Annotated in this window: 23 protein-coding genes and 1 pseudogene; 10 read left to right on the plus strand and 14 right to left on the minus strand. The window is 61.7% G+C overall.

The window, feature by feature from the left end; genetic code table 11:
• Window positions 1–24 precede the first annotated feature (24 nt).
• The 3 genes from OZ911_RS11485 to OZ911_RS11495 all read right to left on the minus strand — a co-directional run bounded on the left by OZ911_RS11485 (window position 25) and on the right by OZ911_RS11495 (window position 3,441).
• Complete coding sequence (locus OZ911_RS11485; RefSeq protein ID WP_023047033.1) at window positions 25–1,812, minus strand: thiamine pyrophosphate-requiring protein; 1,788 nt, start codon at window positions 1,810–1,812, stop codon at window positions 25–27.
• Window positions 1,813–1,971: 159 nt separating this feature from the next.
• On the minus strand, window positions 1,972–2,436 hold the full coding sequence (locus tag OZ911_RS11490; RefSeq protein WP_023047032.1) for a PA2171 family ribosome-binding persister protein: 465 nt from the start codon (window positions 2,434–2,436) through the stop codon (window positions 1,972–1,974).
• 147 nt (window positions 2,437–2,583) lie between these two features.
• Window positions 2,584–3,441, minus strand: a complete 858-nt coding sequence (locus OZ911_RS11495; protein ID WP_070086340.1) for an SDR family oxidoreductase — start codon at window positions 3,439–3,441, stop codon at window positions 2,584–2,586.
• 197 nt (window positions 3,442–3,638) lie between these two features.
• Between OZ911_RS11495 and OZ911_RS11500 the strand changes: the two genes are divergently transcribed.
• Window positions 3,639–4,163: a hypothetical protein gene (locus OZ911_RS11500; protein ID WP_016486230.1), complete on the plus strand. Its 525-nt coding sequence runs from the start codon at window positions 3,639–3,641 to the stop codon at window positions 4,161–4,163.
• Window positions 4,164–4,221: 58 nt separating this feature from the next.
• Here OZ911_RS11500 and OZ911_RS11505 read toward each other — a convergent pair whose 3' ends face one another.
• Window positions 4,222–4,761, minus strand: a complete 540-nt coding sequence (locus tag OZ911_RS11505) for a type 1 glutamine amidotransferase domain-containing protein (protein WP_024717794.1) — start codon at window positions 4,759–4,761, stop codon at window positions 4,222–4,224.
• 272 nt (window positions 4,762–5,033) lie between these two features.
• Here OZ911_RS11505 and OZ911_RS11510 point away from each other — a divergent pair, with 272 nt between their 5' ends.
• From OZ911_RS11510 to OZ911_RS11540, 7 genes are all read left to right on the plus strand, one after another.
• Complete coding sequence (locus tag OZ911_RS11510; protein ID WP_016486232.1) at window positions 5,034–5,885, plus strand: STAS domain-containing protein; 852 nt, start codon at window positions 5,034–5,036, stop codon at window positions 5,883–5,885.
• Window positions 5,886–5,889: 4 nt separating this feature from the next.
• Window positions 5,890–6,252 (plus strand): STAS domain-containing protein, encoded by a 363-nt coding sequence (locus OZ911_RS11515; protein ID WP_016486233.1) that lies wholly within the window; start codon window positions 5,890–5,892, stop codon window positions 6,250–6,252.
• Entirely contained in the window at window positions 6,249–6,653 is a 405-nt protein-coding gene (locus OZ911_RS11520; protein WP_016486234.1) for an anti-sigma regulatory factor, read from the plus strand. The genes OZ911_RS11515 and OZ911_RS11520 overlap by 4 nt, the downstream gene beginning before the upstream one ends.
• Window positions 6,644–7,660, plus strand: a complete 1,017-nt coding sequence (locus OZ911_RS11525; RefSeq protein ID WP_016486235.1) for an ATP-binding protein — start codon at window positions 6,644–6,646, stop codon at window positions 7,658–7,660. Before OZ911_RS11520 ends, OZ911_RS11525 begins: the two co-directional genes overlap by 10 nt.
• Window positions 7,653–8,528, plus strand: a complete 876-nt coding sequence (locus OZ911_RS11530; RefSeq protein ID WP_016486236.1) for a sensor histidine kinase — start codon at window positions 7,653–7,655, stop codon at window positions 8,526–8,528. The genes OZ911_RS11525 and OZ911_RS11530 overlap by 8 nt, the downstream gene beginning before the upstream one ends.
• A complete protein-coding gene (locus OZ911_RS11535; RefSeq protein ID WP_023047031.1) occupies window positions 8,518–10,464 on the plus strand; it encodes a PAS domain-containing hybrid sensor histidine kinase/response regulator in 1,947 nt (648 codons plus the stop codon). Before OZ911_RS11530 ends, OZ911_RS11535 begins: the two co-directional genes overlap by 11 nt.
• 300 nt (window positions 10,465–10,764) lie before the next feature.
• Window positions 10,765–12,108 carry a cation:proton antiporter gene (locus OZ911_RS11540; protein ID WP_023048986.1) on the plus strand — a complete coding sequence of 448 codons (1,344 nt, stop codon included), beginning with the start codon at window positions 10,765–10,767 and terminating at the stop codon, window positions 12,106–12,108.
• Between the two features lie 29 nt (window positions 12,109–12,137).
• Here the strand turns inward: OZ911_RS11540 and OZ911_RS11545 are convergent, their stop codons facing one another.
• The 6 genes and pseudogenes from OZ911_RS11545 to OZ911_RS11570 form a co-directional block, all read right to left on the minus strand.
• A complete protein-coding gene (locus OZ911_RS11545) occupies window positions 12,138–13,487 on the minus strand; it encodes an SDR family oxidoreductase (protein ID WP_031312415.1) in 1,350 nt (449 codons plus the stop codon).
• Between the two features lie 203 nt (window positions 13,488–13,690).
• Window positions 13,691–13,927 (minus strand): annotated as a pseudogene (locus OZ911_RS11550) (DUF72 domain-containing protein); the annotation flags it as partial.
• Between the two features lie 64 nt (window positions 13,928–13,991).
• A complete protein-coding gene (locus OZ911_RS11555; protein WP_023048983.1) occupies window positions 13,992–16,190 on the minus strand; it encodes a xanthine dehydrogenase family protein molybdopterin-binding subunit in 2,199 nt (732 codons plus the stop codon).
• Window positions 16,187–17,188 carry an FAD binding domain-containing protein gene (locus tag OZ911_RS11560; RefSeq protein WP_016486242.1) on the minus strand — a complete coding sequence of 334 codons (1,002 nt, stop codon included), beginning with the start codon at window positions 17,186–17,188 and terminating at the stop codon, window positions 16,187–16,189. Before OZ911_RS11560 ends, OZ911_RS11555 begins: the two co-directional genes overlap by 4 nt.
• Window positions 17,185–17,712 (minus strand): (2Fe-2S)-binding protein, encoded by a 528-nt coding sequence (locus tag OZ911_RS11565; protein ID WP_060516717.1) that lies wholly within the window; start codon window positions 17,710–17,712, stop codon window positions 17,185–17,187. Before OZ911_RS11565 ends, OZ911_RS11560 begins: the two co-directional genes overlap by 4 nt.
• A gap of 383 nt (window positions 17,713–18,095) precedes the next feature.
• Window positions 18,096–18,473 carry a hypothetical protein gene (locus OZ911_RS11570; protein WP_070086338.1) on the minus strand — a complete coding sequence of 126 codons (378 nt, stop codon included), beginning with the start codon at window positions 18,471–18,473 and terminating at the stop codon, window positions 18,096–18,098.
• Between the two features lie 271 nt (window positions 18,474–18,744).
• On the opposite strand from OZ911_RS11570, the gene OZ911_RS11575 reads away from it, so the two are divergent.
• On the plus strand, window positions 18,745–19,017 hold the full coding sequence (locus tag OZ911_RS11575; protein WP_023049284.1) for a PepSY domain-containing protein: 273 nt from the start codon (window positions 18,745–18,747) through the stop codon (window positions 19,015–19,017).
• A gap of 79 nt (window positions 19,018–19,096) precedes the next feature.
• Here the strand turns inward: OZ911_RS11575 and OZ911_RS11580 are convergent, their stop codons facing one another.
• Window positions 19,097–20,230 carry a pyridoxal-phosphate-dependent aminotransferase family protein gene (locus OZ911_RS11580; protein WP_023049283.1) on the minus strand — a complete coding sequence of 378 codons (1,134 nt, stop codon included), beginning with the start codon at window positions 20,228–20,230 and terminating at the stop codon, window positions 19,097–19,099.
• 200 nt (window positions 20,231–20,430) lie between these two features.
• Window positions 20,431–20,940, minus strand: coding sequence for a ProQ/FinO family protein (locus tag OZ911_RS11585; RefSeq protein ID WP_016486247.1), 510 nt, complete (start codon window positions 20,938–20,940; stop codon window positions 20,431–20,433).
• A 295-nt stretch (window positions 20,941–21,235) separates the two neighbouring features.
• Here OZ911_RS11585 and OZ911_RS11590 point away from each other — a divergent pair, with 295 nt between their 5' ends.
• Window positions 21,236–21,544, plus strand: coding sequence for a hypothetical protein (locus OZ911_RS11590; RefSeq protein WP_016486248.1), 309 nt, complete (start codon window positions 21,236–21,238; stop codon window positions 21,542–21,544).
• A gap of 62 nt (window positions 21,545–21,606) precedes the next feature.
• On the opposite strand, the gene arsH is transcribed toward OZ911_RS11590, so the two are convergent.
• Both arsH and OZ911_RS11600 read right to left on the minus strand, forming a co-directional pair.
• On the minus strand, window positions 21,607–22,308 hold the full coding sequence (gene arsH, locus OZ911_RS11595) for an arsenical resistance protein ArsH (RefSeq protein ID WP_016486249.1): 702 nt from the start codon (window positions 22,306–22,308) through the stop codon (window positions 21,607–21,609).
• Window positions 22,309–22,321: 13 nt separating this feature from the next.
• Entirely contained in the window at window positions 22,322–22,792 is a 471-nt protein-coding gene (locus tag OZ911_RS11600; protein WP_016486250.1) for an arsenate reductase ArsC, read from the minus strand.
• Window positions 22,793–22,807 lie beyond the last annotated feature (15 nt).

Raw genomic sequence — 22,807 nt, forward strand, 5'->3', positions numbered from 1 at the left:
AGCTGCGCGGGCTCTGCTCGGGCGTCATTTTTTGCCGGGCAGCACTGAGCTGAGCACTTGCTTGGCCGTCTGCACAATGACCCCGGCCTGGTTCGGGTCACCCTTGAGCAAGGTGCTGGCGAACTTCTTTGCCTGCTCCAGCTTGATATGAGGTGGCAGAGGTGGCACGTTCGGGTCGGTCTTGAACTCGATCAGTACCGGCCGATCAGCGGCCAGTGCGCGCTCCCACGCTTCGGCGACGTCGTCTTCGCGGTCTACGTAGATCCCTTGCAGGCCAATGGAAATGGCGAATAAATGGTAGGGAACGTCAGGAATGGATTGCGAAGCCTCGAACTTGGGGTCGCCCTCCATCACCCGTTGCTCCCAAGTGACCTGGTTGAGGTCTTCGTTGTTGAACACTGCGCAGATCCACTGCGGGTTGTCCCACTGCTGCCAGTACTTGGCCACCGTGATCAATTCAGCCAGGTTGTTCATCTGCATGGCCCCATCACCTACCAGGGCAACCACCGCGCGCTGCGGGTGGGCGAACTTTGCCGCGATCGCATAGGGCACGGCCGCGCCCATGCAGGCCAGGCCACCGGACAGCGAGCACTGCATGCCCTGGCGGATCTGCAGGTCGCGGGCAAACCAGTTGGCGCAGGAGCCAGAATCGCTGGTGATGATGGCGTGCTCGGGCAGGCGCGGGGACAGTTCATGGACCACGCGTTGTGGGTTGATCGGGTCAGCCTTGACCAGGGCACGTTTGGCCACGGTCTTGTCCCACTGCGCACGCCAGGTCTCGACCTTGTCCCGCCAGCGCCGTTCGGTCTTGTGTTCGAGCAGTGGCAGCAGTGCGCGCAAAGTTTCACTGGCATCGCCGACCAGGTTGACCTCCATCGGGTAGCGCAGGCTGAGCATGTCGGGCTGCAGGTCGATCTGCACACCGCGCGCCTGGCCTTCCTTGGGTAAAAACTCGGAATAGGGGAAGCCGGAGCCGATCATCAGCAACGTGTCGCATTCGGTCATCAGCTGATAACTGGGTTTGGTGCCCAGCAGGCCGATCGACCCGGTAACCCACGGCAGGTCGTCTGGTAGAACAGCCTTGCCCAGCAGTGCCTTGGCCACGCCAGCGCCGAGTGTTTCGGCCACCGCAATAACCTCATCAGTCGCCTGCAGGGCGCCAGCGCCCACCAGGATTGCCACCTTGCGCCCGGCATTGAGCACATCGGCGGCGCGCTGCAGGTCTTCATCGAACGGCAACACCCGGGGCTTGCTGTAGCCGATGCCGGAATGCACGGTACCGTGAGCCCTCGGTGGTTCGTGGTAGGGCAGGTCCTGCAGGTCGTTGGGCAGGATCACGGCGGTGACGCGGCGTTCGCCGACGGCCGTACGCACCGCGCGGTCGAGCAGGTGGCGCACCTGCTCCGGGGTCGAAGCCTGTTGCACGAACGCGCCAGCGACGTCCTTGAACATGGACACCAGGTCAAGTTCCTGCTGGTAATGCCCGCCCAGGGCCGCACGGGCCTGTTGGCCGACGATGGCCAGCACCGGCTGATGGTCCATACGCGCATCGTACAGGCCAGTAAGCAGGTGCGAAGCGCCCGGGCCGGAGGTGGCCATGCAAACACCGAGCTCGCCGGTGAACTTGGCATGGGCGCTGGCCATGAAGGCGGCCATTTCCTCGTGGCGGGCCTGGATGAATTCAATCTTGCCGTTGGCCCGGCTCAGCGCGCCGAACACGCCGTTGATGCCGTCGCCGGGGTAACCGAAGATGCGCCGCACGCCCCATTGATACAAACGCTCCACCAGAAAGTCGCCTACCGTGCCGGTCATTGCCTGCTCCCGTTCCGTGATTGATAGGTGTCTGGACTTGGCACGCGTCGATAAAGTTTCAACGGTGTGCACACTGCAGTGAGCGGTCTGCAAGACGTGGCATCAGCGCCACCCTGAGCCTTTCTCCGGTCGCGCCCGATCTGGCGAGGCGCCTTCTCCTCATGCAGCCCGCTGCTCACCCTTGAGCAGTTTTTTCTGGGCTTCCATGGCAGCCCCCAGTTCGTCCAGTTGGTCTTTCCCAAGAAGCTTTTTCGCCGTGGGGAAAAGCGCCTCTTCCTCTTCCTCGATGTGATGTTCGAGCAGCTCCTTCATCACCTTCACCCGACCGGCGAATTCAAGGGTGCCGGTGTCCGTATGGAGCAGATCAGGGAGCACCAGGGCATCGACAGTCCGGTGTTCTTCCTTGGCTTCGTAATACATCTTGGCTTCCTCCTTGCCACCGGCCTGCTTGATGGCGGGGTAGAGGATGTCTTCCTCAAGGGCCGTGTGAACCTGCAATTCCTGCTCGATGCGGTGGAGCAGATCGGCGCGCTTCTTTACGGCACGTTCAGTGGTCGAGGAGAGCTCTTCCAACAGCTTCTTGACCAGTTTGTGGTCTTGAATCAGCAGATCGATAGCATTCATGGTGTCACCTCGTTGCGGGCGAATGGATAATGGCTTCCTTGGTGTTGAGTGGCAGTGGCGGGCAGGGTTCAACGATGTTGATGTCTGGTAGCACAGGCGCGATGCGTTATCGCCTGTGCTCTTGAGCGACTGGGGCCGTCGTGCGGTTCAAAGGATAGGTTTGCCCCCTGTAACGCCGTAGCGCGAACCCGAGATGTAGCTGGCCTCGTCCGAGCCCAGCAATACATAGATCGGCGCCACCTCGACCGGTTGCCCCGGCCGCCCCATGGGGTAACCTGAACCGAAGTTCTTCACCGCTTCATCAGGCATGGTGGCCGGGATCAGTGGTGTCCAGATAGGGCCTGGGGCCACGCTGTTCACTCGAATCCCTTGTTTGCCCAGCAACTGGGCGAGGCCAGCGGTGAAATTGGCAATAGCCCCTTTGGTGGCGGCATAGGCCAACAGGCTGGGTGACGGGTCGTCGGAGTTGACCGAGCTGGTGTTGATGATCGAACCGCCCTTGGGCATGGAGGGCAGAGCGCGCTGGCAAATGCGGAAAATGGCAGTGATGTTGGTGTCGAACGTCATCACCCATTCTTCGTCGTCAATGTCGGCCAGGCTCTCGTGGGCCATCTGGAACGCGGCGTTGTTGACCAGGATATCGATGCGCCCGAACTGTGCCACGGTCTTGTCGACAATGTCGTAGCACTGCTGTTTCTGTGCCAGGTCGCCGGGTAGCAGCAAGCATTGGCGGCCAGCGGCCTCGACCCAGCGCGCCGTTTCCTGCGCATCTTCGTGTTCATTCAGATAGGCAATGGCCACGTCAGCACCCTCACGCGCATAGGCGATTGCCACCGCGCGCCCGATGCCGCTGTCGGCTCCGGTAATCAGGGCGATCTTGCCTTCGAGCCGGTTGTTGCCGGTGTAGGTCTGCTCGCCACAGTCCGGATACGGCTCCATCTTGCGTTGTGAACCGGGAACGCTTTGCGGTTGGGATGGGAAGGGAGGGGTAGGGTAGTCGCTCATGGTGGTCACTCCAGCAGTCGGAAACGTTCGTTACCGTTCGAGGGGGGCAGCGCTGCCGGTGTTGAAGTGGATACTGGCTTTGTGCGACGGGCGGTTGTCCCATGCATTGCCAATGAATTTTCGTTGCCTGGACAGCTCTACCGCTGACCGGTCTTGCGCTGTCACGGGCAAGGCTCACGCATTCAAGGAGTACCGCAGTGCCTCGAATCATCACGCCCAGCACACCTGAACATGAGATCGATCAGCAAAATGCAAGGATGTTCGGTACGCCGAAAGAGCGGCTGGACTTCTATCGACGCGAAATTCAGTACGAGACCAGCATCCTGGCCAACCGCACTGATGCCTATCTCACGGCGCAGTCGTTTCTGGTCATCGCGTACGTCTCGGCGATGAATAACCTGAACCAGGGCTGGGGCGAGATGTTCACCTTGATGGTGCCGGCTTTTCTGGCACTGCTCGGTGTGCTCAGTACACTGAACGCCTGGCCAGGCATTCGCGCGGCGTTCCGCATCATCGAGCACTGGCAGTTGAAGCAAAGCCACTTGCTGCGCAGCGAGCCAATGATGGGGTTGGCTTATGATGAATCGCCGCTGTTCTGCGAGGCTGAAACTTCTCAGGCGGGCCACCGCAAGTCGTTGCTGTTTTCCTTGCGTACGCCCTGGATTTTTCTCGGGTTCTGGATCTTGCTGGGCAGCTATTCGGTTTTCATTCAGCTGGCGTGACCAGCGCCTCCTGGTCGGCAACCGGTGCGACCAGGAGACGGGCTGACGATGATCAGACTCAGCCTGCCAGCGCCTTGATCAATTGTTCATTGAAGGCAGGAATATCATCCGGCTGGCGGCTGGTGATCAGGTTGCCATCCACGACCACCTGTTCGTCCACCCACGTGCCGCCGGCATTGCGAATATCGTCCTGCAAGGTCTTGTAGCTGGTCATTCGCTTGCCTTTGGCCAACCCGCTCGACACCAACAGCCACGCGCCGTGACAGATGACGGCCAGCGGCTTGCCCGCCGCATCATGGCTTTTTACCAGCTTTTGCGCGCCGGGGATCAGGCGAATCGTGTCGGAGTTCTGCACGCCGCCGGGCAGCACCAGGGCGTCGTAGAGGTCAAGCTGCGCGCTGTCGAAGGTAGCATCCACGTTGAATTCGTCGGCGGGTTTGTCATGGTTCCAGCCCCGTACGGTGCCTTCCTTTTCGCCCAGGATATCCACCACCGCGCCACTGTTTTGCAGCGCCTCACGCGGGCCGGTCAGTTCTACCTGCTCGAAGCCATCGGTGACCAGAAAGGCCACGCGCTTGCCGTTAAGTTGTGCACTCATCATATGTTTCCTCGTACTGATAGGCCTTCCATAAGGGCCCACAAACAGCGAGCAAAGTTCCTGCTAGATGCTCGGCGGGTCCTCCAGCCATGACGAGCAAGCTGCATGAGGTAGCAACGCCCCCTGCTAAATTGGCTACAGTTAGCGTCACAAAAGATGGCGCAATGAAATTATTGACCGGCCGCACAACTATTTTCACCGGTAGATGTCATTTTCAACGCCGGTACGAACGTCGTTCAGCCGGCCAGGCATTTTTCAGGAGCGAAGCGCATATGGCAGCACTGCAGAACAGCACGTTGGAAGCAATTGTCGGTGGTCAGGGGCAGTTGTTGGCGGAGTGGCTCAGCGCCCTGGAGGCCAACGGCGCGACGCGCAACATTCGTGAACATGACTTGCGCCAGGAAACCCGTGACTTCCTGCAGTTGGTGATCGACGGGCTGCGCAAAGAGGCGGGTACGCACATTGGCGCAGAAGGTTGGGAGGAGGCCCGACGTTTCCTCGAAAAACTCTCTGCCAGCCGTGCCCAGGTGGGGCAGGAGTCGCACCAAACGGCCTATTTCATTTTCGCCCTCAAGGGGCCGCTATTCAGACTGTTGCAAGCCCATTACGCAGAGCACCCTGCGCTGTTGGCCGAACAACTGTGGGAAATCTCCCAGCTGTTCGATGCATTTGGCCTGCACACCATCCGCACCTATCAGAAAAACCGCGAAGGCGTCATCAAGCGCCAGCAGGAAGAGTTGCTCGAGCTTTCCACCCCGGTGGTCAAACTCTGGGAGGGTGTACTGGCACTGCCGTTGATCGGCACACTGGATTCGCAACGCAGCCAGACAGTGATGGAGTCGCTGCTGCAACGCATTGTTGATACCGGCTCCGAGATTGCCATCATCGACATTACCGGGGTGCCTACAGTCGACACCTTGGTCGCGCAACACCTGCTCAAGACGGTAACGGCTATCCGCCTGATGGGCGCCGATTGCATCATCAGCGGTATTCGTCCCCAGATCGCCCAGACTATCGTGCACCTGGGCCTCGATCTGGGCACGCTGACTACCAAGTCCAACCTTGCTGACGCCTTGAAGCTGGCGCTTTCGCGTCTGGGTACCAGTACTGGCGAGAAGGTGTGAGGCGATGGAGCGTATTCCCATTCTGCAAATGGGTGAATTCCTGCTGGTAACCATCCAGGTCGACATGCACGACCAACTGGCGCTGCGCCTGCAGGACGATCTTACTGAGCGTTTAGACCATACTTCGGCCCGCGGCGTGCTGATCGATATTTCCGCGCTGGATATGGTCGATTCGTTCATTGGCCGCATGATCGCCAGTATTTCTGGCCTTTCGCGGATAATGGATGCCGAGACCGTGCTGGTCGGCATGCAACCTGCGGTGGCCATCACCCTCGTGGAGCTTGGCCTGACCTTGCCCGGGGTAAGCACGGCATTGAATGTCGACCGCGGCATGCATCTGTTGCGGCAGCGGGTAGGCCACTCATGAGCATCCGCCAGAGTGGCAGCCAGCCGGTGCGCGTGGAGCAGGACGTGGTACTGGCCCGGCAACTGACCCGCAAGCTCGCCACCGACTGCGGCATGCGGCTGGTCGACCTGACCAAACTGGTCACGGCTGTCAGTGAGCTGGCACGCAACACCGTGGTATACGGGGGGGGCGGGGATATGGACTGGGCGGTCATCGAAGAAGCCGGGCGCGTAGGCCTGCGCCTGTTGTTTCGTGACGAGGGGCCGGGCATCGCCGATGTCAAACTGGCCCTCACCGATGGCTGGACGTCGGGTGGCGGGCTTGGCCTGGGCTTGACCGGCGCTCGCCGGCTGGTAGACGAATTTGATCTGGACACCACTCCCGGGCAAGGCACCCGGGTAACGATCACCCGATGGGCCTGAACCTGGCAGCGAGTTTGACGCAGGTGCTGCACATTGATGAGGCCAGCCAGGTCGGCCATGCCCGGCGTGTGGTCCAGAAGCTGGCCGAGCAGCTGGGTTTCTCTGCCGCCGACGCTGGCCGGGCAGCTATTGTTGCCACCGAGCTTGCCAGCAATGTGCTCAAGCACGCCGAGCGTGGCGAATTGCACCTTCGCGTGCTTGCGCATGGCGCCCACCCGGGTATGGAGCTGGTGGCGGTGGACCGTGCCCAGGGGTTCGACCTGGCCAGTTGCCTGGCTGATGGTTATTCCACCGGCGGTACCCAGGGCATCGGGCTAGGGGCGGTCAGCCGGCTGGCACAAGTGTTTGACGTGCACGCCGACGCGAAAGGCGCTGTGGTACTCGCGCGTATTTACCGGCAAGAGCATACGGCCGGGGATATACGCATCGGCGTGTCCCAGCATTCGCTGCACGATGACCCCGCCTGCGGAGACAGTTGGCACGTGACGCTTGCCGAGCAGCGTTTCAGCGCCGTGATGATCGATGGCCTCGGCCATGGCGAAGAGGCCGAGCGTGCGGCCAAGGCGGGTATCCAGGCTTTTGCTTTGGCGCCATTCAGCGCGCCGGAGCACGTGCTTGGCGAAATGCACCATGCCATGGCCGGAACCCGTGGCGGTGCGGCTGCCATTGCCCAGTACGACGGCGCGGGTGACCGCCTGTCGTTTATCGGTATTGGCAATATCGGCGCAACCCTGGTCGGTACAGACCGGCCTCGCGGCCTTGCCTCACACCCGGGCATCGTCGGCGGGCAATACCGCAAGGGCCAGGTGTTCGACTACGCTCACGTGAAAGGAAATCTGTTGATCATGTTCAGTGACGGCCTGCAGTCCCGTTGGAATCTGCAAACCTACCCCGGGCTTGTTCACCGCCACCCGGCGGTCATCGCTGCCATATTGCATCGCGATTTCTGCCGTGGGCGGGATGATGTGACGGTGTTGGTCATCGACCTGGAGACTGTGCATGGCTGAACCCTCATCGAACAACAGCGTCGAGCAGGCCGACCTGATCGCCCGCTTGCAGGCCGAAAACCAGGCGTTGTGCGCTGAACTGGAGGACACCAACCAAGGGGTGCTGGCACTGTATGCCGAGCTGGACAGCCAGGCTGAGCAGCTGCGCCAGGCGTCGGACCTGAAAAGCCGCTTTCTGTCCTACATGAGCCACGAGTTCCGCACGCCGCTGGGTTCGATCCTGAGCATCACCAGCCTGCTCGCCGACGAGGTGGACGGGCCGTTGAGCAAGGAGCAGCAGTTGCAGGTGGCGTTTATCAATACCGCAACGCGTGAGCTGGGCGACATGGTCGACGACCTGCTGGACCTTGCCAAGATCGAGGCCGGCCGCATCACCATATCGCCGGCCTGGTTCGATATGCTCGACCTGTTCGCGGCCTTGCGCGGCATGTTCCGCCCGATCGTCGACACCGGCGCGGTGGATTTGATCTTCGAAGAGCCCCAGGGCCTGCCGAAGATGTACACGGATGACAAGAAGCTGGCGCAGATCCTTCGCAACTTCATCTCCAACGCCTTGAAGTTCACCACCCGCGGCGAAGTACGCGTGTCGGCGCAACTTCTGGGTACTGACCAGGTCCGTTTTGCCGTGAGCGATACAGGTATCGGTATCGCCCCTGAGCTGCTCGGCAGCTTGTTCGAAGACTTTGCCCAGGTCGATTCGCCGCTGCAGAAGCGCTTGCGCGGCACTGGGCTGGGGCTGTCGCTGTGCAAGCGTTTTGCCGCGCTGCTGGGCGGCAAGGTAGGGGTGGAAAGCACGCCTGGCAGCGGGTCGTGTTTTTTTGTCATCCTGCCGATGGCGCTGGCCCCGGAGAGCGCTGATGAACGCTGACATCCGCCTGCTGATCGTCGACGACAACGTTACCACACGCTATGCGCTGCGCCGCCGCCTGGCACTGCATGGGTACACGGTGACGGAGGCAGGCACCGGTGGCGAGGGGCTGGCGTTGATCGGCAGCGGGCAGTTCGATGCGCTGATCCTGGATGTCAACCTGCCGGACATGAGCGGCTTCGACATCGTCCGGCTGCTGCGTGCCAGGCCGGAAACGGCCTTGCTGCCGGTGATCCATGTATCGGCAGCGTCGATCCAGAGGGGTGACATCATTACCGGGCTCGATGCAGGCGCGGACGCTTATCTGGTACACCCTGTGGACGCTGATGTGCTGGTGGCCACCCTCGGCACCCTGCTACGGGTGAGGGACACCGAACGGGCCTTGCGGGAAAGCGAGGCCCGTTTTCGGGAAATCTTCACCAATGTGTCAGCCCCGATCGCCGTGGTTGATGCAGGGCTGAAGGTGCATGAATGCAACCATGCCTTCGAGCAGTTGATCCAGGATAATCGCAACCCCGATGCGTTGCAGGAATGCTTCGCCGATGACCAGCAGACCGCCATCGCCGATTTGCGTCAGCACCTGCTTGCGGGGCAGCGCTGGCGTGGCACGTTAGCCATGCACGTTGGCGGCATGCCCCGGGATACCGAATGGCAGCTATCGCCCTACCGGAAGCCGGGATTGTGCCTGGTGTTTGTCGAGGACGTCACCGAGCATCGCCACCGCGAGCGCTCGCATCTGGCGCGACTGGAGGACGCCAACACCCAGTTGGCGCGGGAGACGGCCCAGCGTGAGCAGACCGAGGCGCAACTGTTGCAGCTGCAGAAGATGGATGCGCTGGGCAGCCTGACAGGCGGTATTGCCCATGACTTCAACAACCTGTTGACCGGCATCATCACCAGCCTGGAGCTGATCCGCAAACGGGTAGCAGAGAACCGGACCGAAAAGGTCCCTGCCTACGCCGACGCGGCCTTGACCTCTGCCATGAGCGCCGCCTCGCTGACTCACCGTCTGCTCGCCTTCGCACGGCAGCAACCTCTGGACACGCGGCCAGTGGACATCAACGAGCGGGTTCGTTCACTGGAGGAACTGATCAATCGCACCATTGGTGAGCGAATCGTGCTGCAACTGCAGCTGTCACGCGAGCCCACCACCGCGCTGGTCGACCCGATCCAGCTGGAGAGCGCGGTACTCAACCTGGTGATCAACGCCCGCGACGCCTTGGCCAAGGGCGGGCATATCTGGGTGAATACGGCGGCGACCTTCTCACTCGGCGACCCCAACCTGCGCGATGGCCCTTACGTGGCGGTGACGGTGCGCGATGATGGCTGTGGTATCGCGCCGGAGCTGCTGGAAAAGGTCTTCGATCCATTTTTTACTACCAAGCCGGTAGGACAAGGTACCGGTCTTGGGCTATCGACCATCTACGGTTTTGCCCGCCAGTCGGGCGGGCACGTGTCGATCCACAGCGCGCCGGGGGTGGGCACCGAAGTCACCCTGATGTTGCCTGCCAGCGACGAGCAGGAGGCTTGCGAGGCGCACAGGCCGCAAGTCGACCAGCAAGGGGCCGGTGAATATGTGCTGGTGGTCGAGGACATGGCGTCGGTGCGCCTGTCAGTGGCAGAAGTACTGACCGATGCAGGATATCGTTGCATCCTGGCCCAAACCATCGAGCAGGCACTCGATCATCTGCGTGGAGATAGCGGCATTCAGTTGTTGCTGACCGACGTTGGCCTGCCAGGCATAAGCGGCCGCGAGCTGGCCGATATGGCGCGGATCTACCGGCCAGGTCTGCCGGTACTGTTCATGACGGGCTACGCGGAAACCGCTCTGGACCGCCAGGCGTTCCTGGGCAGCGGGATGGACCTACTGATCAAGCCGTTCCAGATCAGCGAGCTGCTCGTCAAGATACGCCGGGCACTGGGTCATGCGACATGAGGTGCACTTTGCAGCAACTGCCTGCATAAGGCCGGTCAATATGGCCCCGGCTGCGCCGGGGTTCGCGGGGCAAGCCCGCTCCCACAGGTACGGCGCATGAGTTGCACGCAATGCGGTCCATGTGGGAGCGGGCTTGCCCCGCGAACACGGGCGTAGCCCGTGCCAACCACCGCGCAGCCTGCTTCGGGCGCAAGCCCGCTTCCACAGGTTGTTTACAGGGAATCGGTTATCGCAGCTGAACGACCCGTCGCCACTGAACGTCAAACCATCATCGAGCACTTTACCAAGGCTGCTGCGCAGATGACCTTCATCGTCTGGTTCGCCATGCTGGGCGCAGTCTTGCTGCTGCTGGCGCTCTCTTCCTCCTATTTACGCTGGATTCCGGTGACTTCCTCGGTGGTTTGTCTGGTCTTGGGCATCGGCCTGGGAGCGTCCGGGTTGGGTCTTCTCCACCTGGATGTCAGCGGTTCCAAGGGATGGATGGAGCACCTGACCGAGGTGGCGGTGTTGTTTTCGCTGTTCTTCAGCGGCTTGAAACTGCGCTTGCCCTTGCACGACCGCCGATGGGGGAGCGCGTTTTACCTGGCGGGGCCTGTGATGATGCTCTGCATAGGTGGCGTCACGCTGCTATTGCACTACGGCCTGGACCTTGAATGGGGTATTGCAGTACTGATCGGGGCAATTCTTGCACCCACAGATCCCGTGCTTGCAACACTGGTGCAGGTGGCTGATGCCCAGGACGATGATCCTGTGCGCTTCAGCTTGTCCGGTGAGGCTGGCCTGAACGACGGAGTGGCCTTTCCCTTCGTCATCCTTGGGCTGTTGTTGCAACAGAACAGCGGGCATGCCTGGCTCGGCGACTGGTTGATCAAGGACATGCTCTGGGCAGTGAGTGCGGGTCTGCTGCTTGGCTACTGGATGGGGCGCGGGCTGGGCAAACTCACTCTGTTCCTGCGCCTGCGCAACGACGACAGCACTGTATCGCCCAACGATTACCTGGCCTTGGCACTGATCGCGCTGGCCTATGTGTTTGCCGAAACGATCCAGGCCTATGGGTTTCTCGCGGTATTCGCCGCTGGGCTGGGCTTGCGCCAGGCGGAGGCCAGTACCTCCAGCAGCCCTGGGCAGCCGGCTGCCGAACATCTGGTGCAGCCGGTAGTGGGCCACCAGCATGTGGCGCCGGAACAGGCCGTCAAAGGTGATGTTCGCGGGCTGGACGATTCCCAGGTTGCAGCAGGGATCATGCTCGGGGACATGCTGGCCTTCGGCAGCTTGATCGAGCGGGCAATGGAGGTTTTTCTCGTGACCTTGCTCGGGGTGGTGTTGATGGAGCATTGGGACTGGCGGGCATTGCTGGTCGGCGGAGCACTGTTTCTGGTGATTCGTCCCTTGAGCATTTTGCTGTTTCCGATTCGGGGGATGCTGGGTATTCGAGAACGTGGGCTGCTTGGATGGTTTGGCATCCGGGGTATCGGGAGTTTTTACTACCTCTTCTACGCCCTTAACCACGGGCTGCCTCCTGGTCATGCGGCCCAGAGCACCAACCTGGTGTTGTCAGTGGTGGCGTTGAGCATACTGCTGCATGGGTTGAGCGTTCAGCCGCTGCTTGCCCGATACGAAGCGTGGAAGCAGCGGACGTCATGAGGGCGCTTCAAGCCCTTTGTCTTCGATGCTCAGCGGTCAACGCTTCGGCGGCGCTGGCGCTGCAAGTGAGTGATCGCAAACCCGGCAATGGCGCCGAGCACGGCGGCGCTCACCAACACCAGTGTCTTGTCTTTTCGGGCTCTCCAGCCACCGTCCACACTGCGCCGGTCACTCGGTGGTTCAAACAGGTTCCCCGGTGATGTTGCGGCGCTTGGGCTACGGCTCAAGCCCCAACGGGTCAGCCATCCTGAAAGCAGCGGTAGCCCCGGCACGAGGTAGCTGGCCAAGTGTGCAAGGCGAGCGGTTGCCCCGACCGTAGTGCGCGCGCGCGGGGAGATGGCGCAAGCCACCATGGCCTTGGCCACCCACTCCGGGTCATAGACTGGCCCGGGGGGCGTCAGCGTGTGGCCAGTGTAGTTGCCACCATCCCTGAAACCAGGGGTGTCCATGACCGCAGGATAGATATCGCAGACATGAATGTCGGGGAACGCCGTCAGTTCTCCGCGCAGGGCGTCGGTCAGGCCACGCAGGCCGAATTTGCTCGCCGAATAGGCCGCTGCATAGGGTTGCGCGATCCAGCTTCCGAGTGACAACGTGTTGATCAGGATGCCGCTGCGCTGCGCCTTGAAATAGGGAAGGGCGACGTAGGCGCCACGAAGGTAACCGATCAGGTCGGTTTGGATGACTTGCTCGTGCGCCTCCAGTGGCGTGTCCTCAAAATTGCCGACCGCGCCGACGCCAGCGTTATTGACCCAGATATCGATTCGCCCATGGCCAAATTCGGCAGCCTGCGCGGCCAGCGCCTGCACCTGATCGCTGCGGCTGACATCGGTAGCGATTGCTACGGCGTCCGTACCGCAATCAGTGCACTCGTCCAGCACATCGAACAACGCTTCCTCATCTCGCGCAGCAAGCACCAGCCGAGCGCCTTTGCAGGCAAAGGCATGCGCAGCGGCCCTGCCTATGCCACTTGAAGCGCCAGTGATGACCACGACCTTGCCGCGCAACGGGCCTTGTGTTGATACAGCGGCGGCCGGCGGGGCAGGCTCGGCAGCCTGGGGTGGCGTGAAGTCCTCTGGCGCAGGCGCAAGGGTGGCGCTGGCTTCTATCATCGAGAGTTCAAGGGCGGTGCCGTCGACCAGCACCAGTTTCAGGCCCTCGACAGTGCCCGCTACCCTGTCAGCGTACACGGGCTCGCCCTCCGCATCCAGGCTGTCATAGATGAATCTGGTGCCTTCGAGCCAGCCGACTGCAGTCAGCAGTTCCGGGCCCAGGTAATATTTGCCGTCCTGAAAGAAACCGGGAAATTGATGGGCGCGTTCGATGTTCTCCACGCAGTAGCGTTCGCCTGGTTTCATGCCTGTCGCTTGATCAATCATGGTGCAGAACCCCTTTTGAAGTGTGTCAGCTAGCGTTCAACCTTCGTTGTGGACAAAGGCATCGAGTAAGCAGGGGAATGCGTGGGGCGCTGTAAAGTTCAGGTCGAGGGCTTCAGTGGCGCAAGGTGACCGCCGGTGTGCTGCGCGTGAACCTGTCGCGGTACCCGAGCCTCGACCAAGAGAGTGAGGACCAAGCGATGCCCGCACTCATCGAGAAACGGCTCGAGCAGGCCCGCACAGCCTTGCAAGCGGTGCTCATGGGTGATGGCGTTGGGTAACTTGACGGAAAAACGAAAGTGCTCAGGCACCGACGCGGCCCACCGGGCATGAGTTTGCGATCGATGAGCACGGTAAAACGAGGAGTTGATTTCTACCGCGTTCAAGCGCGCCGCGTAACGCTGCAAATGAGCGCCCTGCCGGGGAAAATGAAACACCGCAATCGCAGCGGCCCCGGGCGACGCGCTGGTTACCGAGGCCTGCTTGCAAAGGCGCTGAGCTGCCCGTTTACAGCACCTTGTCGAGGGTGATCGGAAACGCTCTCACACGCTTGCCAGTGGCATGGTAGACAGCGTTCGCCACTGCTGCTGCCACCCCGACCACGCCGATCTCGCCCACCCCCTTGGAGCCCAGCTCGTTGACGATGTCATCGTTCTCTTCAACGAAAATCACCTCGATATCGCCGCTGTCGGCGTTCACCGGAATGTGATACTCCGCCAGGTTGTGGTTGACGATGCGGCCCAACTGGTGATCGGTCAATGCTTCTTCGTGCAGGGCCATGCCCACGCCCCACACCACGCCCCCCAGAATCTGGCTACGCGCGGTTTTCGGGTTGACTACCCGTCCTGCTGCCACGGCGCTGACCACACGGGTGACCTTGATCGCGCCAAGGTCTTCGTCAACATGCACCTCCACAAAAACCGCCGAATGTGTGGCGGTGGAGAAGGGTTGGCGTTTGGCACCTGGCTCGGCTTCTATCTGCGCTTCAACATTTCGCCCCGGGGTGCTGGCGACGATCTCGGCCAGGGCCAGGCGATGGTTGCCCGCATGCAGGTAGCCATCGGCGAAGACAATCTGCTCTGTCGGGGTGCTGGCCACTTCAGGGTACGACTTGCGCGCATGTTCCAGCAGCTTGCTGCGCAGCACCAGGCAGGCCTGGCGCACGGCCGAGCCCACCGACGATACGGTGAAAGAGCCACCCTGTAGCGGTGCTGTCGGCAGGGAGGAGTCCCCCAGCAGGAAGGTGACATCCTGAACCCTGGCGCCCACCGCATCCGCTGCTATCTGGGTCATGACGGTGTAGGTGCCGGTACCGATATCGGTGGTGGCGCTGCTGACGGTCAGGCGCCCTTGGGCGTCGATGTGCGCCTTGGCGCTGGCCTTCATTTGCAGGGCCTCCCAGACGCCGCCAGCCATTCCCCAGCCGATCAGCTGGTGGCCATTGCGCATGCTGCGCGGTTGCGGGTCGCGGTTATGCCAGCCGAAACGCTCGGCACCTTGCTGGTAGCACGCCAGCAGCTCCTTGCTGGAGTAGGGCTTGCCCTCGTTGCCATTGTTAGCGGCGAAGTTGCGCCGGCGCAGGTCGAGCGGGTCGATCTGCGCTGCACAGGCGAGCTCATCCATGGCGCATTCGAGGGCGATCATGCCTGACGCGGCCCCGGGGGCGCGCATGTCCAGTGGGGTAAAGACATCGAGCGGCGCCAAGTGATAGCTGAGCGCAACGTTGTCACACTGGTAGAGCATGCCGCTCCATTCGACCAGGTGTTCGGTAAAGTCCTCGAAGCGTGATGTCTGGCCCAGCGCATCGTGGGCGATCGCCAGCAACCGCCCGCTTGCGTCCGCACCCAGGCGCAGGCGCTGCTCGGTACGGGGCCGGTAGCCGAAGGTGAACATCTGCTGGCGGGTCAGTGTGACGCGCACCGAGCGTTGTAAATGCAGCGCCGCCATCACGGCCAGCGGTAACTGGTACTGCGGGCGCAAGCCCGAGCCGAAGGCGCCACCCACGAACGCCGCGTGCACGCGTATGTTGGCCTTGGGCAGGCCAAACACTTTGTGCAGGTAGTCCTGGCAATTTTGCGTGCCTTGGGTCTTGTCGTGGATTTCGAGGCTGCCGTCGGCCTTGTAGTGCACGGTGGAAGCATGCGGCTCCATCGGGTTGTGATGCTCGTTGGCCGTCAGGTAGGTGGCATCTACCCGCACCGGGGCGGCGGCAAACTGCCCGGCAAAATCGCCACGTGGTGCCGGTGTTTCGGCGGGGGCCTCATGCGACTGCCGGGTAGCACCCAGGTCTGTCTGGTGGGCCTGCTCGGCATAGTCGATTCTGATCAGCGAACCTGCGTACCGCGCCAGTTCGAGGGTGTGGGCGACCACCAGGGCCAACGGTTGGCCGCTATAAAGCACGCGGTCGTTGAACAAGGGGCGAAACGGCGACCCCTCGGCCGAGTCGGCGTCACTGTAATCGTCGTCATAACTGGAAATGTGCGGCCGATGGCCATGGTCCAGCACAGCGATGACCCCGGGCACGCGCATTGCCTGTGTACTGTCGATGGCGAGCACTCGACCACGGGCGATAGTACTGCACACGACGCTGCCGTGTAGCAGCCCGGCTTGAGGGTATTCACCTGCGTAGCGCGCCTGCCCGGTGACCTTGGCGACGCCGTCCACGCGGTCCAGGGGCGTGCCGACAATGGGTGTGGTGTCGATCATGGTCTTGCCCCTCTGGCTGAGGCACCGAGCACTGCCTCGCTCAATGCCCGAACGATTGCACGCTGCGCGAGTGCTACCTTGAAACCGTTGTGGCTCAGGGGTTGGGCCCCTTGCAGCACGGTGTGCGCGGCCTGGGTGAAAAGCGCTTGCGAAGGCGCCTGGCCGGCCAGCATCCCTTCTACCGCCGTGTCCCGCCAAGGCTTGTGGGCAACGCCACCTAGCGCCAGTCGAGCCTGCTGGATCACGCCGCCATCAAGGTTCAAGGCCGCGGCGACGGACACCAGCGCGAACGCATAGGAGGCGCGGTCGCGGATCTTCAGATAACGGTAATGCTGTTCGAATGCAGGGGGCGGCAACTCGATGGCGACCACCAGTTCATCAGTTGCCAGTTGATTGTCGCGCTCCGGGGCATCGCCGGGCAGGCGGTGGAAGGCCGCGAAGGGTATCTGGCGTTCAGCGGCAGGCCCCTGTACATGTACTACCGCTTCGAGCGCCGCCAACGCCACGCACATGTCCGAGGGGTGGGTGGCGACGCAGGCATCGCTGGCGCCGAGAATCGCATGGATACGGTTCAAGCCCGTACGCGCGGGGCAGCCGCTGCCCGGTTCGCGCTTGTTGCAGGGTGTGCCGGTGTCGTAGAAGTAGTAACAACGGGTGCGTTGCAGCAGGTTGCCGCCGGTGCTGGCCATGTTCCGCAACTGAGGCGATGCCCCGGCCAGAATGGCTTCGGACAGCAGCGGATAATGCTGTTGGATGATCGGGTCCCAGGCGAGGTCGGCATTGCTCACCAACGCACCGATCAGCACGCCGCCGTCGGAGGTGGCCCGAATGCCGTTCAGCCCAAGGCCGGAGATGTCGATCAGGCGGTTGGGGCGGACCACGTTTTCCTTCATCAGGTCGACGAGGTTGGTACCGCCGGCAATGAAGCGCGAGCTGGCATCTGCCAGGTTGATGGCTTCGCTGACTGATGCGGGCTTGTGGTAACTGAATGGCGTCATGGGGTCGTCCTGCCTTGCTGCCGGGGCACGTCCTTCATCAACGGCATGGCTTCCTCTACTGCGGCGACAATGTTGCCGTAGGCACCACAGCGGCAGAGGTTACCGCTCATCTGCTCGCGAATGGCCTCACGGGAGTCGGCATGCCCTTCGTGTACAAGACCGACTGCGGAGCAGATCTGCCCTGGTGTGCAATAGCCGCATTGGAACGCATCATGGCGAATGAAGGCGCGCTGCAGTGGGTGAAGTTCACCGTCGCTGGCCAGTCCTTCGATGGTCACCAGTTCGGCCCCGTCGCACATGATGGCCAGCGTGAGGCAGGCGTTGATACGTTTGCCGTCGCGCAACACGGTGCAGGCCCCGCACTGGCCATGGTCGCAGCCCTTTTTGGTGCCTATCAGGTCTAGCTGCTCACGCAGCAGGTCGAGCAATGTGGTCCAGGGCTGCACCTGCAGTGATCGAGGCTGACCATTCAGGGTCAGGTGGATGGGGTGTTCTACGACACCCTCGGGGGCTGTTGCGCTCATGGGAGGTCCTCACGGTCGGTCTTGCACTTGACTGCATCTCTGTGGTGCGACCGGGCCGGCTGTGCAAACGTTCAGCGGAACTGGCCAAAAACCGCCCGTGCCTTGTCTCGAAGCTTGTACAGTCCCTGTGGGAGGCTACTCATCCCCTGTGGGCTGCGCTGTCACGCAGAGAACAATGGCTGGTGTGGGAGCGGGCTTGTCCCGCGAAGCAGGCAACGCTGTGTATGGCACCGGCTTTGCCGGTGTTCGCGGGGCAAGCCCGCTCCCACAAGTTGAAGCCAACTCAATACGTTGTTCTATGAGGGCGGGCATGCCCGCACCCACAGGGCGCTCGCTAGCTTTCGGAGTTTGAGCTGCTCGCACGCAGACTTGGATGGGTTGGGTCAACCGCCTGAACCACCGCCACTACCGCCAGCGCCAGCGCCGGAACCGGAACCGCCCGAGCCTCCGCTGCCGGGGCCCGGGCCAGTGCCGCTCCCTGCGGCGCCACCCGTACCGTTACCGGCGCCTGTGCCCGTGCCCGAGCCGTTGTCGGTGCCGTCACCCCCGGTATTGTCGGTGCCATTGGTACCCGTACCGCCAGACCCGGTTCCCATGCCATCCCCAGGCGTGCCGGAGCCAGTGCCACCCAACGGGCCGTTGTCCTGTGTCTGCGCCCCAGGGGCGCGTTGGTCGTTCATGTCGGTGGCTGCCAACACCAACGGTGTGCTGGCACCGAGGCACAGGGCGAGCAGCAATGAATGGGGCTTGATGATGTTCATGCGCAATCACCTCTTTGCGTTGGTCACTTCTCCTTCGTCCTGCGCGTGCAGCCAATTGTGCGTCGGTACTGACGAACGGAATGCCCTTACTGGCGCTGATTACCACCACGACCAAAGCTTTTGGGGAGGAGCCCGCTAGCGGTTACGGGCGTTGACCGATGCAGGTGGCCACACCGTGTGACCGCTGAGCGCGGCTGCAATCGAAAAAAACTGAACGGTGGCATTGGCGCGCCAGTCAGAGCGTTTAACCTCATGAAAAAGGATGTTAGCGATGAAAGCGATGACTCGACTGCTCACCGGCCTGGCCATGGCTGGCGCATTGGCAAGCACTACCGCATGGGCAGATCAGCCGGGCGCTGACTGGAAGGTGAACAAGGATCAGGCCGAAGCCACCCTCAAAGGTGCCGGCTACACGCAGATCACCAAGATCGAGGCCGATGATGGGCATTGGGAAGGTGAGGGGATGAAAGCTGACGGCAAACAGTACGAATTCCAGGTCGATCCCCATGACGGCAAGATCATCAAGGATCAACTGGATAACTGATGAGTTGTCCACCCGTGGCATCAGCGCGCTGCCCGTTTCACGGGTAACGCGCCCGACCTTGCTGTAATGGGATGACGGCTCAGTCCGTCATCACTTCATCGATTGCCTGCTCCAGGGTGCTGACCGTACGCTCGATATTGTGCAGTTTTTCGAGCCCGAACAGACCGATGCGGAAGGTCTGGAAGTCGGCTGGCTCGTCGCATTGCAACGGTACGCCGGCCGCAATCTGCAGGCCGTGATCGGCAAATTTCTTGCCGGTCTTGATGTCGGCATCATCGGTATAGCTCACCACGACGCCTGGGGCCTGAAAGCCGGCTGCGGCCACGCTCTTGATACCTTTGGCGGTCAACATGGCGCGCACCCGATCACCCAGCGCCTGTTGTTCGCTGCGCACCTTGTCGAAACCGTAGGCTTGCATCTCGTTCAACACGTCGTTGAACCGGGCAAGCGAATCGCTGGGCATGGTTGCATGGTAGGCATGTCCGCCCTGTTCGTAGGCCTGCATGATCTGCAGCCACTTCTTCAGGTCGCAGGCAAAGCTGCTGCTCTGCGTGTGCTCGATGCGCTCCAGGGCCAAGGCGCTGAGCATCACCAAGGCGCAGCAAGGGGAAGCGCTCCAGCCTTTTTGCGGTGCACTGATCAGCAGGTCGACTGCGCACTTTTCCATATCAACCCACAGCGTGCCAGAGGCGATGCAGTCCAGCACGAACAGGCCACCCACCGCATGCACGGCGTCACCGACGGCCCGCAGGTAATCGTCGGGCAGGATGATCCCGGATGAGGTTTCAACGTGGGGGGCGAAGACGATCTGAGGCTTGTGCGCCTGGATGCTTGCCAGCACTTCCTCCAGCGGCGGGGGCGCGTAGGCAGCCTGGTGCCCTGTGTCGACCGGGCGGGCTTTGAGCACCGTGGTGGCCGCCGGGATGTTGCCCATATCAAGGATCTGGCTCCAGCGATAACTGAACCAGCCGTTGCGTATCACCAGGCATTGCTGAGCGGTGGCAAACTGTCGCGCTACCGATTCCATGCCGAATGTACCGCTGCCCGGCACTACCGCAACAGCCTGGGCGCCATAGACCTGTTTCAGCGTGCTGGAAATGTTCCGCATCACGCCTTGAAAGGTTTGTGACATGTGATTGAGCGAGCGGTCGGTGTAGACCACCGAGTACTCGATCAGCCCCTCAGGATCATTACTGGGATAAAGCGTAGACATGGGCGACTCCTAGGCAGAGATGTCAGTGGTATCGACCCTGCCCGAACCCTTGGCAAATGACAAGACAGATCGGGGCTGATTGCGCTGAAGCCCTTCCGCCGTGTGTCCGAAGCAGGCACCCGGAGCCGGCGAGCCCGGCTCCCACAGGTATAGCGCAGGCCTCGGTGGCTGATGACCTTCCTGTGGGAGCGCGATTGAATTCAGTCCGGAGTCTGCGCCGCCGTGATCTCGGCGGCGGGGGCCGCAACAGGCGCTTTTGCCTTAGCACGATTGCGACGTTCCTGGCTGCGATGCCGCGCAGCTTGTTGCTTGGCATGGATCGCCTGAGTCGCTGTCACTGTGCCAGCGACTTGACCATTCAAGTCCAGGCGCGGCGCATTCTCCACCATGCTTGCCCAGTACCGGGTACCCCGGCACCAGGTAGAAATGCCCAGCTTGAGCTGTTCACGGGTGATGCCGAGCAGCTCAAGGTGCTGCTCGGCATCCTTGAAAATGCCCTCTTTGAGCGGAACCTTGGGGGCCGGATTGACAGGGAAGGCCAATGGAAAGTGCTTTTGCAATGGCCAGATCGCTGCCACCGCCGGGTCCTGCTCACGAGGCTTTGCCTGTGGCGGGGACTTGCGCTTGGGTTGTTTCGGGCTATCGGCCTTTTCCTGCACTTTTTCCGCCCGCAGACGGTCACGTAGCTCAGCTAGTTGTTCAAAACCCATTGTTCAATTCACTGCTTCGAAGTTGATTGCGAGGCATAAGGATATGCCATGCAGCGCCACAGATCAGCTTAAACAGATGAATTGTGCCAATTTTCCTGGCCGAGGCATCCCCATTCATCAGGATGCCGGCTCATTCCGGATGCTGTGGCATATCGGTATTTAGCGCAGCTCAGTATCAGGCCCCTGCATTTGGTATCGCTCATCCGAAAGGCTGTGAATAAATACATCCACGTCAGGCAAGCCGCAGTCGTACGAACACACAGGCCTTTCTGTGTCTGACTTGAGGTAAGCGATCATGGCTAATAACCAAGACAAGGGCGCCAACCAGGGCAATGCCAGTGCAGGCGCCGGGAACAACACGGCGGGTACCGGCCAGCAGGGTGGTCAAGGCTCGGGCGGTGGCATGCCCAACCACCAGCAACAAGGTCAGAACCAGCCGGGGCAGAAGCCCGAGGACAAAATGAACAAAGACTGGGGCCGCGATACCGGAAGCAAGGGCGGTCGGCAGGAAGACAGCATGACTGACAAGGAGAACCCGGCGGATAAAGACCGCATGGGTCAGCAATCGCAACGCGATAACCCGCAGGGCGAACAGGACCGCTGATCATTGCTGATGCGCACCAGGGTGGGCAAGCCATCCTGGTGCAAGCGGGCCGCATGGCGGCTTCAGATTGAGCGCTGATTGACGCGTGCAGATAGCTGTTCGGCGGTTTCCTTGCGCTCTGAATAGCGATCCACCAGGTAATCCTGACGATCACGTAGCAGCGCGGTGAATTTCACCAGTTCCTCCATCACATCAACAACGCGGTCATAGTACGGCGAAGGCTTCATCCGGCCGGCATCATCGAACTCAAGGTAAGCCTTGGGTACCGAGGACTGGTTCGGCACCGTGAACATCCTCATCCAGCGGCCAAGCACACGCAACTGGTTGACCACGTTGAACGACTGCGAGCCGCCACACACCTGCATCACCGCCAAGGTCTTGCCTTGGGTGGGGCGCACGGCGCCCAGCGCCAGGGGAACCCAGTCGATCTGTGCCTTGAACACTGCAGACATCGCCCCATGGCGCTCTGGCGAGCACCAGACCTGGCCTTCCGACCATTGCACAAGTTCACGCAATTCCTGCACCTTGGGGTGCTCAACCGGCGCATCGTCAGGCAGCGGCAGGCCCGAAGGGTCGAAGGTTCGTGCTTCGGCGCCGAAGTGTTCCAGCAGACGCGCGGCTTCCTCCACCAGCAAGCGGCTGAAAGAGCGTTCGCGGGTAGACCCATACAACAGCAGGATGCGTGGTTTGTGCTCGCTTGCCACGGTTGCCGTTGGGGGCAGCTCGAACAATGCGAGGTCGAGGTTAGGGAGATGTTCGGACATTTCTGACTCCTGCTTATTGCGTACCGATGCGATCCAGCTCGTGCTTGAGCTGATCACGGTCGAGGCGATCGAAGGGAAGGGCGAAGAAAGCGCGGCAGCGCGATGCGATGTGGGCCAGCGTGGCGTGGAAAGCCGCGTCGACTTGCGCCTCGTCACCCACGACATCGGACGGGTCCTGCAACCCCCAATGCGATTTCATCGCGGGGCCGAAATAGACCGGGCAGGCTTCGCCGGCGGCCTTGTCGCAGACCGTAATAACGACGTCCGGCGGGCTGTTTTCGAATGCGTCGTTGCCCTTGCTGCTCAGGCCAGCAGCCGAAATACCGGCCTGCTCCAGCGTGCTCAGGCTACGGGGCAAAACCTGCCCCTTGGGGATGCTCCCGGAGCTGACTGCCTCGAAACCGGCAGGGGCCAAGTGGTTGAAAAGTGCTTCGCACAGGATGCTTCGGCAACTGTTGGCCGTGCACATGAACAGGACTCGCATGGAGGGCTCCTCCGC

Source organism: Pseudomonas fortuita, from assembly GCF_026898135.2.
Lineage (GTDB): Bacteria > Pseudomonadota > Gammaproteobacteria > Pseudomonadales > Pseudomonadaceae > Aquipseudomonas > Aquipseudomonas fortuita.

Excerpts from the sequence above, each read along its gene's own strand:
- OZ911_RS11565 (WP_060516717.1), bottom strand. The coding sequence starts at position 17,712 with ATGAGCGCAACAGCCCCCGAGGGTGTCGTAGAACACCCCATCCACCTG.
- OZ911_RS11600 (WP_016486250.1), bottom strand. The coding sequence starts at position 22,792 with ATGCGAGTCCTGTTCATGTGCACGGCCAACAGTTGCCGAAGCATCCTG.
- OZ911_RS11555 (WP_023048983.1), bottom strand. The coding sequence starts at position 16,190 with ATGATCGACACCACACCCATTGTCGGCACGCCCCTGGACCGCGTGGAC.
- OZ911_RS11535 (WP_023047031.1), top strand. The coding sequence starts at position 8,518 with ATGAACGCTGACATCCGCCTGCTGATCGTCGACGACAACGTTACCACA.
- OZ911_RS11570 (WP_070086338.1), bottom strand. The coding sequence starts at position 18,473 with ATGAACATCATCAAGCCCCATTCATTGCTGCTCGCCCTGTGCCTCGGT.
- arsH (WP_016486249.1), bottom strand. The coding sequence starts at position 22,308 with ATGTCCGAACATCTCCCTAACCTCGACCTCGCATTGTTCGAGCTGCCC.
- OZ911_RS11515 (WP_016486233.1), top strand. The coding sequence starts at position 5,890 with ATGGAGCGTATTCCCATTCTGCAAATGGGTGAATTCCTGCTGGTAACC.
- OZ911_RS11545 (WP_031312415.1), bottom strand. The coding sequence starts at position 13,487 with ATGATTGATCAAGCGACAGGCATGAAACCAGGCGAACGCTACTGCGTG.
- OZ911_RS11490 (WP_023047032.1), bottom strand. The coding sequence starts at position 2,436 with ATGAATGCTATCGATCTGCTGATTCAAGACCACAAACTGGTCAAGAAG.
- OZ911_RS11485 (WP_023047033.1), bottom strand. The coding sequence starts at position 1,812 with ATGACCGGCACGGTAGGCGACTTTCTGGTGGAGCGTTTGTATCAATGG.
- OZ911_RS11530 (WP_016486236.1), top strand. The coding sequence starts at position 7,653 with ATGGCTGAACCCTCATCGAACAACAGCGTCGAGCAGGCCGACCTGATC.
- OZ911_RS11495 (WP_070086340.1), bottom strand. The coding sequence starts at position 3,441 with ATGAGCGACTACCCTACCCCTCCCTTCCCATCCCAACCGCAAAGCGTT.
- OZ911_RS11560 (WP_016486242.1), bottom strand. The coding sequence starts at position 17,188 with ATGACGCCATTCAGTTACCACAAGCCCGCATCAGTCAGCGAAGCCATC.
- OZ911_RS11540 (WP_023048986.1), top strand. The coding sequence starts at position 10,765 with ATGACCTTCATCGTCTGGTTCGCCATGCTGGGCGCAGTCTTGCTGCTG.
- OZ911_RS11505 (WP_024717794.1), bottom strand. The coding sequence starts at position 4,761 with ATGAGTGCACAACTTAACGGCAAGCGCGTGGCCTTTCTGGTCACCGAT.
- OZ911_RS11510 (WP_016486232.1), top strand. The coding sequence starts at position 5,034 with ATGGCAGCACTGCAGAACAGCACGTTGGAAGCAATTGTCGGTGGTCAG.
- OZ911_RS11585 (WP_016486247.1), bottom strand. The coding sequence starts at position 20,940 with ATGGGTTTTGAACAACTAGCTGAGCTACGTGACCGTCTGCGGGCGGAA.
- OZ911_RS11525 (WP_016486235.1), top strand. The coding sequence starts at position 6,644 with ATGGGCCTGAACCTGGCAGCGAGTTTGACGCAGGTGCTGCACATTGAT.
- OZ911_RS11575 (WP_023049284.1), top strand. The coding sequence starts at position 18,745 with ATGAAAGCGATGACTCGACTGCTCACCGGCCTGGCCATGGCTGGCGCA.
- OZ911_RS11520 (WP_016486234.1), top strand. The coding sequence starts at position 6,249 with ATGAGCATCCGCCAGAGTGGCAGCCAGCCGGTGCGCGTGGAGCAGGAC.
- OZ911_RS11590 (WP_016486248.1), top strand. The coding sequence starts at position 21,236 with ATGGCTAATAACCAAGACAAGGGCGCCAACCAGGGCAATGCCAGTGCA.
- OZ911_RS11580 (WP_023049283.1), bottom strand. The coding sequence starts at position 20,230 with ATGTCTACGCTTTATCCCAGTAATGATCCTGAGGGGCTGATCGAGTAC.